This is a genomic window from uncultured Brachyspira sp., assembly GCF_944388875.1.
GTDB lineage: Bacteria > Spirochaetota > Brachyspiria > Brachyspirales > Brachyspiraceae > Brachyspira.
The window spans coordinates 1-22,092 of sequence record NZ_CALXKQ010000009.1; the positions used below are offsets into that span (position 1 = coordinate 1).

Annotated in this window: 22 protein-coding genes and 1 CRISPR repeat array; of the genes, 5 read left to right on the plus strand and 17 right to left on the minus strand. The window is 26.1% G+C overall.

Annotation, left to right across the window (positions count from 1 at the left end):
- The first annotated feature begins 46 nt into the window (after positions 1-46).
- A CRISPR array of direct repeats spans positions 47-1,020; the repeat unit is 31 nt; unit sequence ATTTACATTCCAGTATGGTTAGATTAGAAAC.
- Between the two features lie 155 nt (positions 1,021-1,175).
- From cas2 to Q0J69_RS07195, 9 genes are all read right to left on the minus strand, one after another.
- A complete protein-coding gene (gene cas2, locus Q0J69_RS07155; RefSeq protein ID WP_020005380.1) occupies positions 1,176-1,460 on the minus strand; it encodes a CRISPR-associated endonuclease Cas2 in 285 nt (94 codons plus the stop codon).
- Between the two features lie 6 nt (positions 1,461-1,466).
- Positions 1,467-2,459: a type I-B CRISPR-associated endonuclease Cas1b gene (cas1b, locus tag Q0J69_RS07160; protein WP_297205520.1), complete on the minus strand. Its 993-nt coding sequence runs from the start codon at positions 2,457-2,459 to the stop codon at positions 1,467-1,469.
- 27 nt (positions 2,460-2,486) lie between these two features.
- A complete protein-coding gene (locus Q0J69_RS07165) occupies positions 2,487-2,990 on the minus strand; it encodes a CRISPR-associated protein Cas4 (protein WP_297205523.1) in 504 nt (167 codons plus the stop codon).
- Positions 2,991-2,997: 7 nt separating this feature from the next.
- A complete protein-coding gene (gene cas3 / locus Q0J69_RS07170; protein WP_297205526.1) occupies positions 2,998-5,319 on the minus strand; it encodes a CRISPR-associated helicase Cas3' in 2,322 nt (773 codons plus the stop codon).
- Between the two features lie 19 nt (positions 5,320-5,338).
- A complete protein-coding gene (gene cas5b / locus Q0J69_RS07175; RefSeq protein ID WP_297205529.1) occupies positions 5,339-6,070 on the minus strand; it encodes a type I-B CRISPR-associated protein Cas5b in 732 nt (243 codons plus the stop codon).
- The gene (gene cas7i, locus Q0J69_RS07180; RefSeq protein WP_297205531.1) at positions 6,060-6,980 is read right to left on the minus strand and encodes a type I-B CRISPR-associated protein Cas7/Cst2/DevR; all 921 of its coding nucleotides are present in this window, start codon (positions 6,978-6,980) and stop codon (positions 6,060-6,062) included. Before cas7i ends, cas5b begins: the two co-directional genes overlap by 11 nt.
- A complete protein-coding gene (locus Q0J69_RS07185; RefSeq protein ID WP_297205533.1) occupies positions 6,980-8,734 on the minus strand; it encodes a Cas8a1 family CRISPR/Cas system-associated protein in 1,755 nt (584 codons plus the stop codon). Before Q0J69_RS07185 ends, cas7i begins: the two co-directional genes overlap by 1 nt.
- A 22-nt stretch (positions 8,735-8,756) precedes the next feature.
- Complete coding sequence (cas6, locus tag Q0J69_RS07190) at positions 8,757-9,515, minus strand: CRISPR-associated endoribonuclease Cas6 (protein ID WP_297205535.1); 759 nt, start codon at positions 9,513-9,515, stop codon at positions 8,757-8,759.
- Between the two features lie 244 nt (positions 9,516-9,759).
- Entirely contained in the window at positions 9,760-10,728 is a 969-nt protein-coding gene (locus Q0J69_RS07195; RefSeq protein WP_297205537.1) for a GTP-binding protein, read from the minus strand.
- A gap of 128 nt (positions 10,729-10,856) precedes the next feature.
- Between Q0J69_RS07195 and Q0J69_RS07200 the strand changes: the two genes are divergently transcribed.
- The 3 genes from Q0J69_RS07200 to Q0J69_RS07210 all read left to right on the plus strand — a co-directional run bounded on the left by Q0J69_RS07200 (position 10,857) and on the right by Q0J69_RS07210 (position 13,629).
- A complete protein-coding gene (locus tag Q0J69_RS07200) occupies positions 10,857-11,819 on the plus strand; it encodes a TIGR01212 family radical SAM protein (RefSeq protein WP_297205539.1) in 963 nt (320 codons plus the stop codon).
- Positions 11,820-11,899: 80 nt separating this feature from the next.
- Entirely contained in the window at positions 11,900-12,790 is an 891-nt protein-coding gene (locus Q0J69_RS07205) for a fumarylacetoacetate hydrolase family protein (RefSeq protein WP_297205541.1), read from the plus strand.
- A gap of 95 nt (positions 12,791-12,885) precedes the next feature.
- Positions 12,886-13,629 carry a serine/threonine protein phosphatase gene (locus Q0J69_RS07210; protein ID WP_297205543.1) on the plus strand — a complete coding sequence of 248 codons (744 nt, stop codon included), beginning with the start codon at positions 12,886-12,888 and terminating at the stop codon, positions 13,627-13,629.
- A gap of 80 nt (positions 13,630-13,709) precedes the next feature.
- On the opposite strand, the gene kdsB is transcribed toward Q0J69_RS07210, so the two are convergent.
- The 3 genes from kdsB to Q0J69_RS07225 are packed head-to-tail and all read right to left on the minus strand — an operon-like array spanning position 13,710 to position 15,386.
- Positions 13,710-14,483, minus strand: a complete 774-nt coding sequence (kdsB, locus tag Q0J69_RS07215) for a 3-deoxy-manno-octulosonate cytidylyltransferase (RefSeq protein WP_297205545.1) — start codon at positions 14,481-14,483, stop codon at positions 13,710-13,712.
- A 1-nt stretch (position 14,484) separates the two neighbouring features.
- Positions 14,485-14,970, minus strand: a complete 486-nt coding sequence (locus Q0J69_RS07220; RefSeq protein WP_297205547.1) for a PTS sugar transporter subunit IIA — start codon at positions 14,968-14,970, stop codon at positions 14,485-14,487.
- Between the two features lie 23 nt (positions 14,971-14,993).
- The gene (locus Q0J69_RS07225; protein WP_297205549.1) at positions 14,994-15,386 is read right to left on the minus strand and encodes a hypothetical protein; all 393 of its coding nucleotides are present in this window, start codon (positions 15,384-15,386) and stop codon (positions 14,994-14,996) included.
- A gap of 166 nt (positions 15,387-15,552) precedes the next feature.
- Between Q0J69_RS07225 and Q0J69_RS07230 the strand changes: the two genes are divergently transcribed.
- The gene (locus Q0J69_RS07230; RefSeq protein WP_297205552.1) at positions 15,553-17,145 is read left to right on the plus strand and encodes an arginine--tRNA ligase; all 1,593 of its coding nucleotides are present in this window, start codon (positions 15,553-15,555) and stop codon (positions 17,143-17,145) included.
- A 66-nt stretch (positions 17,146-17,211) separates the two neighbouring features.
- Here the strand turns inward: Q0J69_RS07230 and Q0J69_RS07235 are convergent, their stop codons facing one another.
- Both Q0J69_RS07235 and Q0J69_RS07240 read right to left on the minus strand, forming a co-directional pair.
- A complete protein-coding gene (locus Q0J69_RS07235) occupies positions 17,212-18,621 on the minus strand; it encodes an alanine/glycine:cation symporter family protein (RefSeq protein ID WP_297205555.1) in 1,410 nt (469 codons plus the stop codon).
- 74 nt (positions 18,622-18,695) lie between these two features.
- Complete coding sequence (locus Q0J69_RS07240; RefSeq protein WP_297205558.1) at positions 18,696-19,910, minus strand: hypothetical protein; 1,215 nt, start codon at positions 19,908-19,910, stop codon at positions 18,696-18,698.
- 117 nt (positions 19,911-20,027) lie between these two features.
- Here Q0J69_RS07240 and Q0J69_RS07245 point away from each other — a divergent pair, with 117 nt between their 5' ends.
- Positions 20,028-20,861, plus strand: coding sequence for a bifunctional 5,10-methylenetetrahydrofolate dehydrogenase/5,10-methenyltetrahydrofolate cyclohydrolase (locus Q0J69_RS07245; RefSeq protein ID WP_297205691.1), 834 nt, complete (start codon positions 20,028-20,030; stop codon positions 20,859-20,861).
- Between the two features lie 43 nt (positions 20,862-20,904).
- Here the strand turns inward: Q0J69_RS07245 and Q0J69_RS07250 are convergent, their stop codons facing one another.
- From Q0J69_RS07250 to Q0J69_RS07260, 3 genes are read right to left on the minus strand one after another with little or no spacing between them, the layout of a single operon-like run.
- A complete protein-coding gene (locus Q0J69_RS07250) occupies positions 20,905-21,471 on the minus strand; it encodes a 4Fe-4S single cluster domain-containing protein (RefSeq protein ID WP_297205560.1) in 567 nt (188 codons plus the stop codon).
- Positions 21,472-21,475: 4 nt separating this feature from the next.
- Positions 21,476-21,886, minus strand: a complete 411-nt coding sequence (locus Q0J69_RS07255) for a hypothetical protein (protein WP_297205562.1) — start codon at positions 21,884-21,886, stop codon at positions 21,476-21,478.
- Positions 21,883-22,089, minus strand: coding sequence for a DUF2997 domain-containing protein (locus Q0J69_RS07260; RefSeq protein WP_297205563.1), 207 nt, complete (start codon positions 22,087-22,089; stop codon positions 21,883-21,885). Before Q0J69_RS07260 ends, Q0J69_RS07255 begins: the two co-directional genes overlap by 4 nt.
- Positions 22,090-22,092: the final 3 nt, after the last annotated feature.

The following is a 22,092-nucleotide window of genomic DNA, read 5'->3' on the forward strand; positions in this document are numbered from 1 at the left end:
GATTAGAAACTGTCAATAGATAAACCCTACACTTTTAAAAAAGCATATTTACATTCCAGTATGGTTAGATTAGAAACATGAGGTTTTTCTGTACATCTTATAATAATACTCGCATTTACATTCCAGTATGGTTAGATTAGAAACAATTATAATGAATGTATAACTGTTTATGAAATGATAGAATTTACATTCCAGTATGGTTAGATTAGAAACTTCAAAAAATCTACGCATCCATACTAAAAACTGTCTATTTACATTCCAGTATGGTTAGATTAGAAACCCAATCTTTGCATGTTTGATATTTTTTGTAATATCTATTTACATTCCAGTATGGTTAGATTAGAAACCCATATATATCCGTACATTTGTCTGTAAAAGTCTAAATTTACATTCCAGTATGGTTAGATTAGAAACATACATCTTCCGTTCCTGGTTCTCCTATTAATTCTATATTTACATTCCAGTATGGTTAGATTAGAAACAAATCTGCTTCAATGTCTCCTATTTCAGAGCCAATTATTTACATTCCAGTATGGTTAGATTAGAAACCCTCCAGACATCGCAAGACCTTGACCCAACAAATAAATTTACATTCCAGTATGGTTAGATTAGAAACTTATACTCCTCAAAATCAATGATGGTCTGAGAGACCATTTACATTCCAGTATGGTTAGATTAGAAACATTGATAGTACAAAGATAATATAATTTAAAATCAGTATTTACATTCCAGTATGGTTAGATTAGAAACATACGGACTTGCTAGACGCTTGGCTTCCTTCCACTAAATTTACATTCCAGTATGGTTAGATTAGAAACTATTAAAAAATGTTGGCAAAAAGGTTTTGTTCACTTATTTACATTCCAGTATGGTTAGATTAGAAACATTTAGTATCTGTAACGCTAGGAACATCCTCACTAGAATTTACATTCCAGTATGGTTAGATTAGAAACTTTTCTTTCTTCATATCTTCAATTGGTTTTACATTCATTTACATTCCAGTATGGTTAGATTAGAAACCCGTATATTTAAAACTATTTTATAATTTATACTGCAAAAATGATAAAATGCACAAATGCATAATGATAAAACAGTCAATAAATATATTTTTGTCAAAAATCATCTGTCGATAAAGCAGGATTTCATAATAATCATACATTGACGACACTTATATTCTATATAAAATTAGATGTTTTGTCAATGCTTTCTTCTACCAAAAACTCTTTATCAAGCCATTTTTCATTACGGCTTTTAAAAACTATACAAGAATCTTTTTCTTTTCTTAAAATGTCAAAGAGCTTATTTTTTAATTCCAAATACTGCACTTTTGAGAGCTCTCCCTCAAAGACAGATTTTTGTATATGATTAAGATATGCCTTGCAAGTCTTAAAAACTGTTCTTGCAACTCTAGCACCATCTTCGTCATCTGTTTGTATATCATAAACTAATATTAAATACATTGTTTCTTACCACCATATTACAAAAGGTTTATATTCTTTTTCATTAAGTAAATGTTTAGATATTTTATAAAGTTCTAATCTAATCAAATGTTTATACGATACATCTCTTTTCAAACTTCTATGATTTATAGTAGTGGTAAGTCTTTTTTCTAATTCTTCTATTATAATTTTTAATGACCTATCTTTAAGTCTTAAAAAATTACTATCTTTATCAAAATCATTTTCGCTTATCATCTTTTTATTTAATAATGAAAAGATAAGTCTGTCAACTATTAATGGCTTAAAAATTTCAGCTGTATCAAGTGATAATGAAAATCTTTTTACAGAAGGCTCATGCAAATAGCTTATAGTAGGGTTTAATTGTGTTTTATAAATCTCTGATAATACCTTTGTATAAAGCACAGAATTCAAAAAACTTATAAGTGAGTTTATCATATTATCAGGCGGACGCTTTACTCTTTTTTCAAAATCTATTTCCTGATTAATAATTTTTTTCCAAGAGCTGTAATAAACCTTATGAATATTGCCTTCTATTCCCATTATCTCATTAATATTATAATATAAATCTATACTTGATTTTAATTTTTCTATATTTTCTATTTCCTCTTTTAAATCACGTCCTCTATTATTATAGTATTTTAAATTTCTTAATATATTGTCAGAAGCTCCGTAAACAAATTTTTTAGCAAGCAATACTCTCTTATCATAATCACTGTAGTGCATAACCTGATGAACAAGCAAATCCCCAGAAACTAATTTTTCTCTAGGATAAAAACTTCCAGCATAAAACTCATAATAATTAAAAAAATGCACACATATACCAATCTGTGATAAAAAATTAAGAAGTTTGGTATTTATTGTAACTTCAGAAAAAATATATATATCATAAATTATCTGTATAGGTAAATCTCTTTTCTCGCCGTTTGACTTAATAAACTGAAGCGTATTATCTTTTCTTTTTAGCTCACCGCTTGAAAATAAATAATAAGATTTACTCATAAAAATAACTCCGTTAATTTATATTTTTTATATATAACAAAACTCATAATAAGCACATTTTTTACAAGAACTTTTATTAATAACTTCTGGTATATTTTCTTCTTTGATAATTTTATTTATAGTTTCAAGTCTTTCTACAATTTTTTCATCATCTCCTTTATCAAGAAGTACTTCTTCTTTATATCTTTTTGACGGTATATTTAACTCTCCTTTTATATCATCAAATCCGTACTCCTTTAATATAAATAAATAATATTTTATTTGATTAATAGCCATTTGTTTTTCTTTATCTGATTTTTTTATTTCATGCACTACATTATTTTTTAAAAAGTCTATATTAACTTTATTATCTATCATAAAATTATGTTTTTGATTAGCATAAGTATTTTCATCAATAAACTTTCCAATCTTTACAAGCTCGCTTTCACTCTCAAAGGATAAATTATGATAAGAAAGCCAAACCTTTCTCATACATAAAAAACTATAAGAATAAATAGTACCTGTTACATAATTTATATTTTCTCTCATCATAATAAAACTAATCCATAAGAATAGAATCATCTTTTTTATCAAGAAGTCCTAATTCCCCATTGTATTCTAATTCAACAATAAATATTTTATTTGCTTTGTTTTTATTTAAATTTATTTCAATACCAGAATAATTTCTTATCTTTTTATAAGTTTTTATTGGTACTGTAAAACCAAGCAGTTCATTTTTTTTCTTTAATAATTTTTCATACATATCTTTACTAAGTTTATCCATATTAATTAATTTTGTATACTCATCTATAATATTGTTTTCTTCATTTATCAAATCATTATAAATACTTAACGGCATAACTGTAACATTATCTATTTTTCTAAAAAGTTTCTCGCAGTCGCCTTTATCTACAGAAGCAGGAGGAAGCTCTTTTATTTTTTTCAAAGTATCTTTTATTTGTTTTATATAATTACTGTCTTTTAGTATTTCTTCATCATAAACTTTATTAATAAAATCTTGTTTCTCTTCTTCAGTAAATATTTTATTATCATAATCTTTTAAAAACGTTTTTGAGTTATCATATATTTCTTTATCGTATACACTGCCGTATCCATCTTTAGTATCATAAATAAATATGTTAGGCTCATTTTTATTATAAGTTCTATTCCTGTAAACTCTTCCCATTCTCTGAAGCAAGCTGTCGGCTGAAGACATGTCAGTATGAAGCTCATCAAAATCTATATCCAAACTAGCCTCTACTATTTGAGTAGAAATCCATATACCGTATTTTTCTTCTCTTTTTCTGTTATCATTTGGGGCAAAATTTTTTATATCATCTTCTTTTTGCTTTCTGTCTTTCATTATAAATCTTGAGTGAAGAAGATTAATGTTTTTTATATTATGACCTTTTAAAATATTATAAACTTCCTGTGCATGTTTTACCGTATTGCATATTACAAGTACTTTTTTATTTTCAGCACTTTTTATTATATTATTATAATTTAAAATATCTTCATCAATGAACTTTATAAAATGCCTTTTTATACTTTCTCCCCTTTTGTCTTTTTTTAAAAATGCTTTTCTAGGCATCTCAAAATTAATACCATTTTCTTTCATAAGTTTTTTTACTATAGGAGGAAAAGTAGCAGTCATTATACAAAACTTACCCCCTATATCATTTATCACTTTAAGACCGTAAATTATAAAAGCTATTATTTCTGGAGTGTATGATTGTATTTCATCAATAATTAATTTGCTGTATTTCAAAGTAGCAGGAAAAATTTCTGTACCTAAAGATTTGAATACAAAATAAAAAAGCTGATCTATAGTACAAACAGTAAAAGGAAATGATAATTTTTTGCTTTTATTATATTTATCAAGAGCATCATCAATAGACAAATCATTATCAAGCATATCATTAATACTATCAGAATGTAGGAAAGTTATTTTTTCTTTATCATAATAATTATTTTTTATTCTCTCATAAATAGCATTAATAGAAACTTTAAGCGGAAGAGTATAAAAAGTTTTTGATTTTTCAGTCCAAAGCAAAGCACCTTCAGTTTTACCAATGCCAGTAGAGGCAATAATAATAACATTTTTATCCTGATTATCCTGCATATATTTTTGGCATTCATTTATATCAGAATTCAACTTTTTAATTTTATTTACAATATTTTCTTTAGGATCAAAAGGCTCAAGTTCCAAAGTATCAATACCTATTTGTTTTTTATTATATAAATAAGTACTTGCGGCATAGTCTAATTTATTAAGCATTCCTTTCACAACAATGAACTTAATCCAGAATTTATATACATATTTTGGTTTTAATTGAAATATGTTATTTATTATCTTGTTATTTATAAGGCCGTTAGATGAACAGTATTCAATTCCATAATTTTTACCATTAATTTTTAAATCATTTTCTATTATTTTTTCAAATATTTCACTGTCTTCTAAATTGAATTCTCTATTATGATGATTGTATATTGAAGTTGTCAGTATTTCTAAATCATAATAATCAAAATTGTATTTTTTACTCAATTCATCTTCATTAATAAAACAGCAGCTTAGTATACCATGTGGAATGTTTTTTATGTTTTTATATTCTTTATAAAATTTTTCAAGATCTTTATTTTCTTCAAAATGCATATTGCTTTTTTTATACATATCTTTTTGAAATCTATAATTAATTTTTCCTAAATCATGCATTTCACAAGCAACTTTTATTAAATCAATTTCTTTTTGTTCAAATTTATTTTTATATTGTAATAAAAAATCTTCAAATAAATTTATTAGTTTTTTTGTATGTACTTCTAAAGATTCAGTATCATAGTAATTTTTTTTAGAAGATTTAGCTAAATATTCATTTTTATTCATATACTTAATCCCAAAAAAATTATGCTAAAAATACTCCTGTATTTTCTTCATTATCTTTATATACATTTTTAGTAAATCTTATCTTTTCAACTCTTCTTTTTATATATTTAACTTTTACTTTTTCTTTCCAATTTCTTATATCAGATGAAGTATCGAATACTTTATTAAGTAAATATACTGTTCCTGTTATGTTATCTTCTTCTCTAAAATATTCTAAAGGTATATATGCATCATAATTAATATTTACAGTATTAGTTTCTTCAAGTTCAATTTTTCTAATATTCTTAATTTGTAATATATCTTCATGGCGTCCTAATGCCGGATATACATAAGGTTTTTCCAATCCATTGAAGATTCTTTCAAATAATTTTTCATTTTCTGGTACAATATGTATAAGTAGATTAACATCAATTAGTAATTCTGATATCCCAGTTCCTCTGATTAATCCAGTTTGTCTTTTTTCATTTTTGTTTAGAATGGCAAAGTATTCTCTGTCTCCTTCACATTTATCAGGAGTGAAAAAATATCTTGTATATAAATCTGTATTAATACTTTCACTTATACCCTGAATACTTATTTTCATTGGCATATATTCACCATTTTTGCAATTACAAACTTTATGAATCATGCCAATTACACTTGAATATGGAGGAAGTTTAAAAGTTTCTTTGAAATCAAAACTAGCAGGACGTCTATAATTAGGCATATTTTGATAACATTTAAATTTAATGGCTTTAGTTTTATTGCTCATAATATCTATCCACCTCTTCACATAAATATTTAATTACATCCGCTACACTTCCAGCATTTAAATCTTTTAGATCTTCTTTTATTTCTTCAGTGTTTGAAAATATTGAATCTATTATCCCCCATCTTGTTTTATTTTTTATTTCTTTTTCATCAAGATTTAAAACATCTTTTATAGTTTTTATTTCCAAATTATTTTTATTAACTTTTAATCTGTTTTCAAAGAAAGGATTTTTTATATTATAAACTCCTCCTATGATGAATACAGGACTTAAATTTTCTCTTCTTCCCCTTATATCTCTGTATAAGAACTTTAATACATTTAATAAATCTTTAACTCTTTTCGCTTTTTCTTTATTATCTATTTTTATTTCTTCTATATCTGGTTCTTTACCTTTATTAATTTTTTTTACTACTTTATCAATACCAACTTTATCCAAATCTATAGTTACGGTATATGCATAATATGATCTATGTATTTCACTTTGTACAAGCTCGTTTTTTAAATTATTTCTGTTAGCAATTCCCATATTATTTAAAAAATCTAAATCAGAGTTGTAACTTTCTAAAGCAACGGCATTGCTTAACCTTACAACTGCATTCCTTGTATTAGAAGTTTTATTAATACTATTATCTCCAGTTTTCATATATCCGAACAAATCTATCTCAGGATAATCTTTTATAGAAGTATCTTTTTCAAATTGAGCAACAGTATTTTTATCAGATGTAGGAGTATTATCCCATTTTAATTGTTCTATTATGTTATATCTTAATGCCTGTCTTGATATATAGCTGTAGCTGTTTCCGTCTCCTCTGCTTAATCTTTTTAATGCTGAAAAGTTATTAGCACCTTCTCCGTAATTTGCACTTTGTGCATCAAAAATAATACTTAATGTTAATCCTTTATTTTCCATTATTCTTCTCCTTCATTATTATTTTCTTGATTTTCTGTTTTATCATAAAAAGCTCCTTTAAGACCAAAAATATAAGCATTTCCTATATTTTTGAAATCTTCATCGCTTATAAAAATTCTTCCTAATATATTTGGTATTGGTAAATTAAGACCAGTATAAAGTCTTGCTATATTAGTAGAAAATAAATCTCTGTTTGATGTGTTTACAGCATTTATTAATTTATATACTAATCCTCTTAATTTATTATCAGCCTCTTCATTATTTTTTTTATCATCGGTTTCTTCATTACTGTTTTTCTTAATTAGCTCTTTTCTAACATCATACCCTGATTTACAGGCTATGTGTGCATAATTAATTTTTTCACTCATATTATTCTCCTTTAAAGTTTCTTTTGCTATTTGTATTTTTAATATATTAAATATTGTATTTATGGAATAAAATATTTTGTTATTATTCCCTTCATGTTTGTTATCAATATTTTTTAGCAATGTTAATATTAAACTATATTGATTTCTATTATTTAAAATATTTTCTATGCATTCTTTATAAATATTAAATGATTCATCTTTGCCGTATTTAAAATAGCTTTTTGATATTTTGCTTAAATATTTATCACAACTTTTTATGATTTTTAATGTGTCTTTTGAAATTGTATTAAATGAATATTTTGTATTATCTCTTATTATTACCTGTATAGAGTCAAGTTCTTTAGTTTTTAATTCTAAGGCTCTGTTAATCATTGTATTATACGCTATGTAATTAGTATTGTTATCTTCTTCTTCTTTTAAAGGACTGTTCATAGATATTAAAGACTCTATGCTGTCATTATCATTTATAAATACCATTATATTTTTAATATTTATAAAACCTATAGGGACACATGAATAAATCATATAGCATATAGGACAAATAAATACATCAGAATTACAATTCCAATAAACAGAGCCTTTTCTTCCTTCTGCAATTCCAACATCTATTAAAAAAGCCATATCTAAATCTTTATTAGTATTTAAATTACATATTAGGCATTTATCTTTATAATTGTTTTTATTATCTAATTGAATTATATATTCTTTAATTTTAATAAAGTAGTCATTTATTGGTTTTATCAAATCTATATTTTTTTGTATGTAATGTCCATTAATTGAAGGATTATATCTTAAAAAATATATATTGTTAAATATAAGACTGAATTTATCGTAAAATATATTTCCAATATATAAATAATATTTTAATTTTTCATTATTATTTATGTATGAAATTATTTCTTTAAAATTATTTTCTTTATTGTTTTTATCAGATTGATAGTTTGATAATAATTCTTTTATTTTATCATCTTCTAATGTATCAGATATTGTAATTAGTGTTGTTCTTTTTAGAAAATTATCATATTTTTTTATACTTTCTGAATCTGTTTTATTTGTATTTAACATTTTATATAAAATAGTATTTTTATAAAATTTGTTATATACGGTTTTTAAATAGTATTTTGCAAAATCTAAATTTAATAAAAATTTTTTATTAACATATAAAGTTTGCCCTTCATAATAAAAATCTTTTTTTTCATCTAAACTTGCCCCTTTGTTAGCTTTATGGTTTTCTTTTAATTCTTCCAACACTTCAATAAAACCTATAACACCTGCATTAAAAAGAAAAGTGTCAAGATTAATTTCAAAATATTCGTTTTCAAGGTTATTGTTTTGATTATCTTCTAAATTTAATTCATGCTGACTAGATTTTTTTGTTTTTGTCATAATAAAAATTCCTTAAAAAATATTATAAAACTTCAAATAGTCCGAAACCCTCGCTTCTTCTGCTGCCTATACCTGTTTTGTAAAGATTGTTTAATAGGTTAATGTCGCCTTCCAAACAGAATTTGCCGTAAGAAACATTTATTAAAAATTCTTTGAAAGGCACTGCTGTAGTTTTTGATTCTTCATGTATGATATTACCGTTACCATCTGTTAGATTTAATGGTATTAGTTTTATTTGAGAGCTTTCAAAATCAAACTCTTTTGCAAGCCTTTCTATTGATTGATTTAGAATGTCATTAAAATTATTATCTTTAAATGTTAAATATATATCTTTATTTGTTTCTCTGTTATGACTGCGTAATACTAATGGGCTTAAAAATTTTATCAATATTTTATTTTGTTTTATAGGCTTTTCATTTTGCATGGTTATTTTTTTTAATGTCATAATCATTTGGCTTTTTGTATTTTCATCTTTAGGATATCTTTTATTAATTGTGCTATTAAATGAATTATAAAGCTCTATAAATAATTGATTATCAAATATAGAAAAAGTTACATTTATATATCTGCTTGAAAGTTCTATATTATCATCATTAATTTTAGCATCAGGCAAAAATACTCCGAATGTAAATGCTTTCATTTTTGTGTTATCTTTGTAAAGTGAATTGTAAGTATTTTGAGAATAATTTTTTAAAGCATCTTTAATGAAACTCATAATAGTTAATCTATATTCTTTATTTATTATATTATTTTCAAGTTCAAAATTAAGATTGATACGCATACAAATATCCTTAAAGTTTTTGTTATTTTAGCGGATAGAGTATTTTTGGAGATATTAGAATATGAATTACCGCTTGATAAATATTATTAACTAATATAGTAAAAATAGATAGTATTGTCAATAAAAATTACAATTTTTCATAAAAAAATATAGTATAAATATTTATTATGCTTTTTTGAAGTTAAGTATTATATTTTATTATGATATATAATAAGCAATATATAGTTCTTAATTTAATAAAATATTAATTATGATGATGATGTTCTTCATCTTTATGCTTTATATTATCTCTGTAAACAGGCTGGAATTCTTCTCTCAAAAGTTTTCTATTTAAATCTTTGCCTATAAAAACAATTTCAAGCTCATCATTTTCACTTGCCCCAGTAACAGCATATCTTTCACCCACAACATCATACCTTAAATAATTTTCTCCGCATTTAATAAAGCCTTTTGATCTTGCAACATATCCGAATCTTCCATGCACAATGTCTTCAAGCAAAGTTATAAATTTATTTTCATTTAATACACTGCATCCTTTCATACTTATAGATTCTGGCATCTCTTCATTTTTAGTATTTTCTAATTCTTTTACAGCATACTTCTCATCTAAAAATGATTTTAAAATACTCTCCCACCAATCCTTATTTTTATTAGAGTAATGTTCATCCAGTATTTCAATATTATCCAATGAAACATTATTTTTTGTAATTATCAATTTTATTTTTTTTATAAGCTCTTCATTTTCATCCTTTCCTTTAGACTCCATTTTAGATATTATTATTTTTGATGTATTTAAAATCTGATCCACATAAATATCATCATAAGAATTAATAAATGAATCAAAAGCATTTCCGTCTATAATAGTTATAGGTCTAAGAAGAATAATTCTTTCATATTCAATCTGCTTTATATTGTTAATGATATTGCTTAGTTTAGCGACACCAGTAGGCTCAACTATTAAATATTCAGGATCGAGGGAATTAGCTATAGTAAGAATTGAACTTGCAAAATCTTTTTTCATTGTGCAGCATACGCATCCTTCTGTAAGCTCCCAAATATTCATTCCTTCATCTTTAAGCATATTAGAATCTATATCAACATCTCCGTATTCATTTTCCATAACTACGAAATCTCTTTTAGTTTTATTAGCCATTTCTTTTATAAGAGTAGTTTTGCCAGCACCTAAAAAACCAGAAACTATAAGTATTTTCATTTTATATGTTCTCCTAATATCTATTATATTTTTATTATATAACAGTTTATTTATTAAATCCAGTTTCAATTTTTTTATAATAGGTTTATGATATATCTGTAATAAAAATTAATAATGATGAGAAGACGATGGAAAATAAAAAGATTTATTATTCTTTTTCAGATTATGTTAAAAAAAAATTTGGTGTCAAAGTCGGAAAAATTTCAATAGATACAGATTTCGGATGTGCTCATAAGGCGAATGATGGAGGATGCAGATTCTGTAATTTAAATAGCTATAAGCCTCCTTACATAATAGAAGAGAATATAGAAAGTCAATGGATTAACGGCGTTAATAATTATAAAAATAGATATCAGAAATTTTATGCATATTTTCAGCTTGGAACTCCATTATCCCCCTTAGCTTCAAAAGAATCATTGATGTATGCAAATAAACTCATATATTTTGATGACTGCGTAGGTCTTATGTTCGGAGCAAGAAGTGATATGCTGGAAGAAAATGTACTAAAAGAACTTAATGATTTATCCGCTTCAACTAATAAAGAGATTTGGCTTGAAATGGGGCTTCAGTCTTCAAATGAAGAAACTTCAAAGTTTATAAACAGAGGACATGATTATAAATCTTTTTCCCAAATGGTGGAACATATAAAATCAAATTATACTAATCTTATAATATGCACCCATATAATATTCGGTCTTCCAAAGAGATTGATTGAAGATAAAAAAGCAATAGAACTTGAAACTAGAGAAGATATGCTTAAAACGGTTAAAGATATTTCTAACCTTCCAATAGATGCGGTAAAGTTTCATCAGCTTGATATAGTAAAAGGTTCTTATTTTGAAAAACTTTTCAGAGAATATTCTTTTCCCACAATAGATGAAGATTTTTATATAGAGCTTATAGCAGATTCTCTATCTATTATAAAAGATAATATAATAATAGCACGTTTAGTAGGCGACAGTTTGGGAGATACTTTAATAGCTCCAAAATGGAAAAAATCAAAAGGAGAAATAATTAATCTTATAATCAAAACTATGTCTAAAAAAAATATTATACAAGGAAGTCAATGTCATATTGAAAAACATCGATAAATTGATTATAATATAATAACACTATTAATTAAAAAACTTTAAAAATTGTAGATATTACAATAAAATATGGAGATATCAAAATGAAATTCGTATCTTTCGTTGAATGGAACAATACAGAGTCTATAGGAATATTAAGCAAAGATGGAAAAAAAGTAATAGCTATAAATGAGATAGTCCCTGATTTTAAAATGACTGAAAATCCAATGATACAATTAATAAAAATGATTAATGAGGATATAATTAAAAAATTAAAATATGCAGAGGAAAATTTTACACATGCATATTCTATAGAAAATGTTCAGATACTTTCACCTATAAGAAAACCTATACATGATATTATATGTGTAGGCGTTAATTACAGAGATCATTTAAGTGAGATAAAAAAAGATATGAAAGATTTTAAAGAGGTTAAAGCTCCTGTTTATTTTTCTAAAAGAGCTTTGGAGATTATAGGATTAGGAGATAAAATTAAAGCAAGATTTGATTTAGATGAATGCCTAGATTATGAGGCTGAGCTTGCCGTTATTATAGGAAAAACTGCCAAGGATATAGAGCCTGATAAAGCAGAGGATTATATTTTTGGATATTCTATTTTTAATGATATATCATCAAGAAATATACAAAAAAAACATTCTCAGTGGTATAAAGGTAAAAGTTTGGACAGCTACTCATCTATGGGACCTTGTATTGTTTACAAGGATGATTTAAAACTTCCTTTAGAACTGGATATTAAAAGTATTTTAAATGATGAAGTAAGACAGTCTTCAAATACTAAATATATGATACATGATATAAATTATTTAATATCTGATATATCAAAAGGGATGACTTTAGAGGCTGGCGATATAATTGCAACAGGAACACCTGGCGGAGTAGGCATGTCATTTAATCCGCCTAAATATATGAAACATGGGGATAAAATAATATGCTCTATTGAAGGAATAGGGGAGCTTATCAATTTTGCAGATTAATTATTTTTTCTAAATTGTATGTTAATATGCACTTGCAATTATTCTATTATTTCATATATTTTATTACTGAAAACATATAATTTAAGGACAATATTATGAATATATTTACTTTTACAAATAAAGGTTCTAATACAAAAATAAATACTGATGCTTTCTTATTTAACAGTGAGGCAATATCTGGAAATCCTATAATAATTAATGAACAAAATAGTTATTCTCATTTTTTAGACAATATAGAGGGAATTGCAGTTTCAGTTTTAGCTGATGGGCTTGGAGATACATTTGCTTCAAGATTAGCAGTCAATATATATAATGAAAATTTTTTAGATTTGCTTGAACTTGTAGGTGAGCAGGAAGTTATGAATTGGATAATGCATAACTTTATTAAATTAGAAGTTACAGCTTCAAGAGAATCAGCAGATGACAGAGAAAAGTCTATGGCAGGTACTTCTATTGCTGGAGTATTATATCATAAATTTGCAGGAGTATTTGTATTTAATGCAGGGGATTCAAAAGTTTTTGCCGTTGATAATAAAAGGGCAGTTCAAATAAGCAGAGATCATATTGTAGGAAATGCCTTAGAAAACTGTGCATGTGCAGGAGGCGGACATTATATCACTATTGAAGGAGCTAGAAGAAACAAAAGACATAATTACTTTATAGCTTCTAATTCTATGATAGAGCTTTTATCAGATAAGTATGAGAGTGCCGAAGCTGGAATTAATGATATAATGATATTCTCAAATACGGCTGAAGAATCTTTGAATAAATTAAAAAAATTATCAGAAGCAAGCAATGATAATGTAAGTGCTGTAGGTTTATTTAATTTGTTTGAATAATGTATTTATAGATAAATAAAAATATCCATATTACAGCTTTTCAATATTATTATAGGATAACTATATGTTATATTGATTAATCATTGATATAAATTTTCATTTTTTAATTCGCTTGAAGCAAAATTTCTTAAATAGTTCTGCACTATTTCCAAATCTTCCATAGTATCTATTCCATGTATGAATTTTCTTGTTTCAAGAACTTTTATTTTCATTCCATTATAAAGCCATCTAAGCTGTTCTAATCTTTCTATATTTTCATAATCGCATTCTTTTAAACTTTCTATTTTTAAAAGTATATCCTTTCTAAAAGCATAAACTCCAATATGCTTATAATATTTAACATCTATATTCTGATCAAATCTTCTATGAGGTATAGTAGCACGCGAAAAATACATAGCATAATTATTTATATCGCATACCACCTTAACAGCATTCTCATCTTTTATTAAAGGACTTTCATCATCAATTTTTGATTTTATAGTAGCGATATCAACATTTTTATCTTCAAAAGAATCTATTATAGGATTTAATACCGTTTCATCTATTAAAGGCTCATCGCCCTGTACATTAATTACTATATCACAGTCTATTTTTTTAGCCACTTCAGTTATTCTTGAAGTTCCTGAAGTATGCTCTGATGAAGTCATTACAGCCTTAGCATTATTTTTTTCGCATATTTCCATTATCTCTTTAGAATCTGTAGCAACTATACAATCATCAATCTTTTTAACAGCTTTAACATTATCATAAACATCTATTATTATAGGCTTTCCTAATAATTCATAAGTTAATTTTCTTGGGAATCTTGTAGAACCGTATCTTGCAGGTATTATAGCAACAACTTTATTTGACATATTATTTGCCTCCTAATACATCTTCTGATATTTCTTTTAATTTTGATTTAAATGCATCTATACTTTTTGATTCAAGCAATACTACTGGATACATACTCATTCTTGATATTTTAGTAAATAATGAAAGAAGACCGAGATATTTATCATTACTGTTTTTATTGGTTAGAAACATAATAAGCAAATGAACGGGTTTTTTATCTAGAGAAGAATAATTAAGACCTTTTCTTGAAACGGCAAATATAATATCATTATCTTCTACCTCATTTGTTCGTACATGCGGAAAAGCTACTCCGTACCCTAATCCGCTGCTTATAATATCTTCTTTTTTATACATAGCTTCTATAGTTTGAGCTATATTTATTCTTAATCCATTAGATTCTGCATATATCAGCATCTCACTTATAGCTTCATCCTTATTTGCAGCTTTCAAATCTAAAATAACATAGGATTTATCTATATACTTTATTATATCATTTAATGAAATCATAGACTGCCTTCTTTTAATTAATATTAAATTTCAATATTGAAATTATTTTTTAAATATTCTTTCATAGTATATTTTTTTTGTATAAGCTCTAAGGTGATATTTAGAGGATATATTATATTATTGTTTTTTAGACTTATTCCTATAGACTCATCATCCAAGTCTATGCCTCTTGATACTATCCAGTTTCCATGCATATTTATTCTTATTACTTCTCCTATATATGCACTTATAGAGAATATAAAATTTCTATTATTATCGCTTTCTAATACTAAATTCAATTTTTCTTTAAAGAATTTGTCTATTTCTGATAAACTTTTTAATGTGTAATCAGTATGATATCCTTCACGCATTAAAAAATTGCTTATCCAATTAGACGATCTTGAAAGCTCTTCCTGTGGCAAGATATATTTTGACATAATATTAATCCTTATATGTTAATATATATTTTTTTTATAATATGTCAAATTTATTTTTATCATTATGATGATTTGATTGTATTATAAATTTATTATAAATTATACTTGCAGAAGTTTCAATCTTTGATATACTTTATGTATTAAAATTTATGAATTTGGAGAGTATATGCTAAAAAAAGTTATCTCAAATATCCTAAAAGAAGCGTTAATGGATTATTTAAAAGATACGGACGTGAAAGAAATTGATTCTTATATAGAAATTGGATATGCTGCAGATGATAGGTTTGGCGATTATGCTTGTCCTGTAGCCATGCGATTGGCTAAAATATTAAAGAAAAATCCTATGGAAATTGCAGATTCTATAGTATCAAAGATTGATAAAAAAATTTTTGAAAAAGTTGAAATCGCTAAGCCTGGATTCATCAATATAACTTTATCTCATAAATATATAAATGAATGTATAAATGATTTGATAAGTGATGATAATTATGGAAAGAATACAGCAGAGGATAAAAAGAAAATTATGATAGAATATGTAAGTGCTAATCCTACAGGTCCTCTTCATATAGGTCATGGAAGATGGGCTGCTATAGGAAGTGCTTTATCAAATATTCTTAAATATGTGGGACATGAAGTTTATCAGGAATTTTATGTTAATGATGCTGGAGAGCAAATTACTAAATTAAATGAAAGTGTTCAGGCAGCAAGAGAGGGAAGAGAAATTCCAGAAGACGGATATCATGGTTCTTATATATATGAACTTGCTAAAAAAGAAGGCAATCCTAAAGATTTAATATTAGAAGATCAGAAAAGATTATTAGAAAAATTTGGAACATATATGGATAATTATGCTTCTGAGCTTGCTATACGTGAAAGCGGAGAATTAGAAAAGACTATGGAGTTTCTAAAAGATGAAGGTTTATTATTTGAAGAAGATAATGCCTCTTGGTTTAGAAGCACAAAGTATGGAGATGATAAGGACAGAGTAGTTAAAAAAAGCAATGGTACATATACTTATTTTGCTCCTGATATAACATATCATAAAAATAAAATTGACAGAGGATATAAATTCTTAATAGATATACTAGGTGCTGACCATCATGGTTATGTTCCTAGAATTACTGCTGCTGTCAGAGCGGTAAGTAAAGATACTGCAAGTTTAAAAGTTATATTAGGACAGTTAGTAAGACTTTACAGAGGAAATGAACTTGTAAGAATGAGTAAAAGAACAGGGGATATGATAAGTTTAGAGGATGTAATAGATGAAATAGGAGTTGATCCTACAAGATATTTTTTGCTTATGCGTTCTTATTCCAGCTCTTTAGATTTTGATTTAGAGCTTGCTAAGAAGAAGGATAATGATAATCCTGTTTATTATGTTCAGTATGCTTATGCTAGAGTTTGCAATATATTTTTCAAACTTAAAGAGAAAAATCTTTCCTATAATGAATCTAAAAAATTTGATATAGAAAAAATAGCAAACAGCAGTTCTCTTAAATTAGCTAAAATGATACTTAGATTTCCAGATGAGATTTATGAGTCTTCAAAATCTTTAGAGGTTTATACTTTGCTTAATTATACTTATGATATTGCAAGTGCTTTGCATAAATTTTATTATGATAATATAGTATTAGAAGAGAATGAGGAGATAAGACAGGAAAGATTAACCTTAGTTAAAGCTGTTCAGAAAATATTAGGAATATGTTTTGATATAATAGGAATATCCAAAGTAGAGAGAATGTGGCTTGACGAACAATAATAAAAAATAAGATAATAAAAAAGGGACTCAAATTACTGAGTCCTTTTTTATATATATTAAATACTTTTAATTATTCTCATTCCATTGAGTAATTGCATCATCATTGGATAATTCTGGTATGGAGTTTTTATTAAAAGCAGGTTTTTTATGTTCTTTTAATTTACTAACATAATGTTTAGCAAGTAAGTAAACAGGCTTATTAAGTATTACCATAACTATAATATTTAGCAATGCCATAAATCCCATAAACATATCTCCAGCTCCCCATATAGTTTTGAACTCTGCCAATGATCCTGCAAATACCATAACTATTGTCATAAGTCCTACTATTACATAAGAAACCATACTGTCTTTTATAGCAAAAGCACCAGTTTTTATATAGAAGAAATTACCAAGTATAGAACTGTATGAGAAAAATAATATACATACTGTAATAAAATATGAACCAAAACTTCCTAAATGAGATTCCATAGCATATTGAAATAAATTAATTCCTTCAATTTCTTTTACCATTTTCATCGCTTCAGGAGATAATAAAAGTATGAATCCTGAAATAGAACATATTAATAGTGTATCAGTAAATACTGAGAACATCTGTATAAGCCCTTGTTTGCAAGGATGAGAAGAGTGAGCAGCAGCAGCGGCATGAGGAGCACCTCCCATACCAGCCTCATTTGAAAATAAACCTCTTTTCAATCCGTTTGAAATTGTTGCACCTATAGCACCGCCGAAAAATGCTGTTGGTTTGAATGCCTGCACAAATATGCTTTGAAATACGGAAGGTACAGAAGGCAGATTAGTGAAGAATATATAAAGTCCTATAAGTATATAAGGTATAGCCATAACTGGAACTATGAATACGCATGCATGTGTTATTGTATCTCTTTTTTTAGAAAATAAAATTAATCCAGTAATAACAACTAAGGCGATTGCTGTATATAAATAAGAAACATGATATTTTGATAAAGCATTTGATATGGTATTTGCTTGTACTCCGTTGAAAGTTGTATAAGTAAATATCATACATATTGCAAATAAAGCAGCGATAACTGGTTTTTTTAATCTGCTTTTTATGTAAAAAGAAGCTCCGCCTATAAATTTACCAGCTGAATCTTTTTCTTTATACAGCTGAGCTAATGTGCTTTCTGTAAATGCCAAACTTCCTCCAAGTACAGCCATTATCCACATCCAAAATAAAGCACCAGGTCCGCCAGCAGAAACTGCAGCCATAACTCCTGTAATATTTCCAGTTCCTACTCTTGATGCTGTGCTTATGCAGAAACTTGCAAATCCAGAAACACCGTCCCCCTTTTCATGAGTTGATAATAAAAGTTTAAGAGCATGTATAGAATGTGAAACTTGTATTCCTTTTAATTTCAATGTAAAGAAAATGGAAACTGCAAAAAATACTGCCAAAAGTAAATAACCATACATTACACCGTTCACTGTGTTTATTATTGAATTAATAATATTCATTTTTATATCTCTTTTATTTATTTTTGTAATGAATTATACAATAATATTAAGTTTTTTTAAATTATATTTTTAATTTAATTAAAACTTTCTAATATTTTTTTTACATCATTACGTTTTTTAATATACTTATCATAAAGAACTGCATTGGGTTTTATATTATTAATGATATAAAGATTATAATTAACAGCATCGAATAGTTTTGTATAATAAATTTCTGCATTATATTTATCTCCAAGTCCATTGTATATTTCAGCTAACTCCTCCAATGCTTCATCATCATTCTCATTTATAGAAATTATTTTTTTTAAATACTCTATAACTATATTGCCGTTTTTATTCATATCTCTTCTCAATAAATATACAGCATCCTTTATAATTTTTATGTCTTTGTCATAAGCATTTATAGACATACCGTAATATTTAGAAGCGTTTTCATAATCATTTTTTAATATATAAGCATCAGCAATTTTATAATAATAAATATGATTATTCTTTTTTATTTCTGCTGCTTTATTATAATTTTTTATACTTAAATCAATATCCTCAGCTTCAGCATTAACCTTATATTCAGCATAATACAAACATCCAAGAGAATATAAAGAATAATGATTATTTTTACCCAAATATTTATATATATTATCAGCAGTCAAATTAATATTTTTTATATTATCACATTTAATCATCAAATACTCTAAATAATCCATATTGAAATAAATATTTTCTTTATAAAAATTAAAAAATACATCGTATAGCTTATCTTCATCGGATCCATCATCATTAATTATATTATTTACCTTTTGAGAATAGTATCCTATAAGCGGTACATATTCATCTTCTTTTATATTTTTAATATTTGCTGATATTGATGAATAATAAGATATATCTTCAAGTATTTTATTAACAGCTTCAAATAAATTATCTTCTTTTGAATATATATTTCTTTCAAGCCATTCTCTTGGTTTTTCTTTATTAAAAATCACATAATTAACTGCAAAACCGTTTTTATAAGGATTAATATCATATAAAACTGATATATCAGCATTATTATTAATTGTTAATTCTTTTATTTTTGATTTTATTATTTTATAATTATTCTCTTTTATAAAATTGTTAGGAATTATATCAATATCAAAATATAGAAATATATTTTTTCTAATCAGATCATTTAATGCATAAAGCATATAATTTTTGGAATAATCTGCTTCAAATATAATGATTCTTTTTTGAGAGAATGCTGAAATATATAATACTATTAATAATACAAAAACTTTTTTTATAATATTTATCATAATGAAATAATATACAATATAAATGTTTAAAAATCTATATAAATAATTATCTAATCTTGTATTTTATTTATTAACATTATATTATTAGTATAAAATTATTTATTGGAGATTAAAATGATGATATTAGACGGAAGAGAATTAGCAAAAGGAATTAAAGAAAATATTAAAAAAAGAGTAGATGAATTGAGTAAAAAGCCAAGAATAGATTTTTTATATTTTGAAAATGATAAATCATCAGAAGTTTATTTTACCAGAGCAAAAAAGCAGGCAGAAAGCGTAGGTATGACAGCTTCTCTTCATAATCTCCAAGAAAACACAACAGAGAATGATTTTTTAACATTAATAGAATATTTAAATAAAGAAAAAGAAACCAGCGGAATAATAGTTCAAATGCCTCTGCCTAGTCATATAAGCAAGAAGAAAGTTTATGAAACAATATCGCCTGAAAAAGATGTTGATGCTATATCTTATATTAATTTGGGAAGAATTTTCATGGGTGAAACTGTACTTTCTCCATGTACTGCCAAAAGCTCTATTGCTTTAATTGAGAAATCAGGAGTTCAGATAGAGGGGGCTAATGCCGTTGTTATAGGAAGAAGCGAAATAGTAGGAAAGCCTCTTGCTCATCTTCTTCTTCAAAGATCTGCCACCGTTACAATAGCACATTCAAAAACTAAAAACTTAAAAGATATATGTAAGAATGCTGATATATTATGCGTATCTATAGGAAAGGCAGAGTTTATAACTGGAGAATATATAAAAGAAAATGCTGTAGTTATAGATATAGGAATTAATGTATTAGAAGACGGTTCTTTAAAAGGAGATGTTAATTTTGAAGAGGCTTCAAAGTTAGCTTCTGCTATTACTCCTGTTCCTAATGGCGTAGGAAGCGTTACTGTGGCTATGCTTTTAGATAATCTGCTTTATCTTCATACTAAATATAATTCTTAAAAATTATAAAAAATAATGCATGAACTAATTTTTAAATCATGCATTATTTTAATATATCAAAAAAATCATCAGGATATCCATACATATCGATTCTGCCGTTTTCATCAATTTCTATTTCTACATAAGTGCCGTTTACTATATCTTCTTTTTTGTATCTGTCAGTTAAAAACTCAATTAGCTGATTATCCGAACCGTAAAGATGATTATTAATATTTCTTTTTTCTTCTATATATCTTCCTGATATTAATATGTCGGCATAAGAGAGTACTGAATTTTTACTGCTGCTTAAAATCTCATCCTTTTCATATCCTGTATAAAGTATTATGCCAATATTAAGACTTTTGATATTTTTCATTAATTGTATAGTTTCTTCAAGCTGATCTAAAGGCTCTCCTCCAAGTATAGTAACATTATTAATATCATATTTTATTACAGAATCTTTTATTTGGGAAATTATATTTTCTATACTAATTTCTTCTCCGCCTTCAAAACTATGCATAGAATAATTCCAGCATCCTTTGCATCTCAATTTACAGCCTTGAGTCCATATAACAAAACTATTCCCAAAGCCGTAAATCTTTGAATGCTTTTTAATATGAGCTATACGCATAAATCTATCTTGCTTCTCTCACCAAAGTAAGCTGTATCTTATTATCCTTTTTCACTTCCATTACTTTATATCCTTTAGCCTTTGCCTTTTCCATAATGGCTTTTTTCTGAGATTCTATAAACTCAAGTCTTTCTCTCTCAAGTCTTTCTCTCTCTTCTTCAAGCTTTCTTTCATAAACTTTATTATATTCCGCTTCCAATTTTTGAAGAAATGAAGATATTTCGCTGTTATAACTGTCATAGCTTAATACATATTTTCCATTAACTAATTTAAAATATGTATTTCTAAATCTATGCAGAGATGGAATATAAATTTTATCATTCTTTAATTCATACTGATATCCGCAATTTTTAAGTGCCTCTAAAAGTATTTCCTCATTAATAAAAGGTGTAGTAGTTTTTACTAAACAGCTCATTGAATACCTCCTTTTTGTATTTTTTGCTGCTGAGTATTAATCTTCTGATTATACTCATCTGTTTTTTTAATGTCTTTTATATTAGAAATTTCATCAAGCAAAGCATTAACCTCATCCAAACAAGCCTCGCCCTTTATACCGTCAGTTTTAACATTGAGGCTTCCGTCCTCATTTATTGTTATTGTAATTCTTTCTTCTCTCATAAA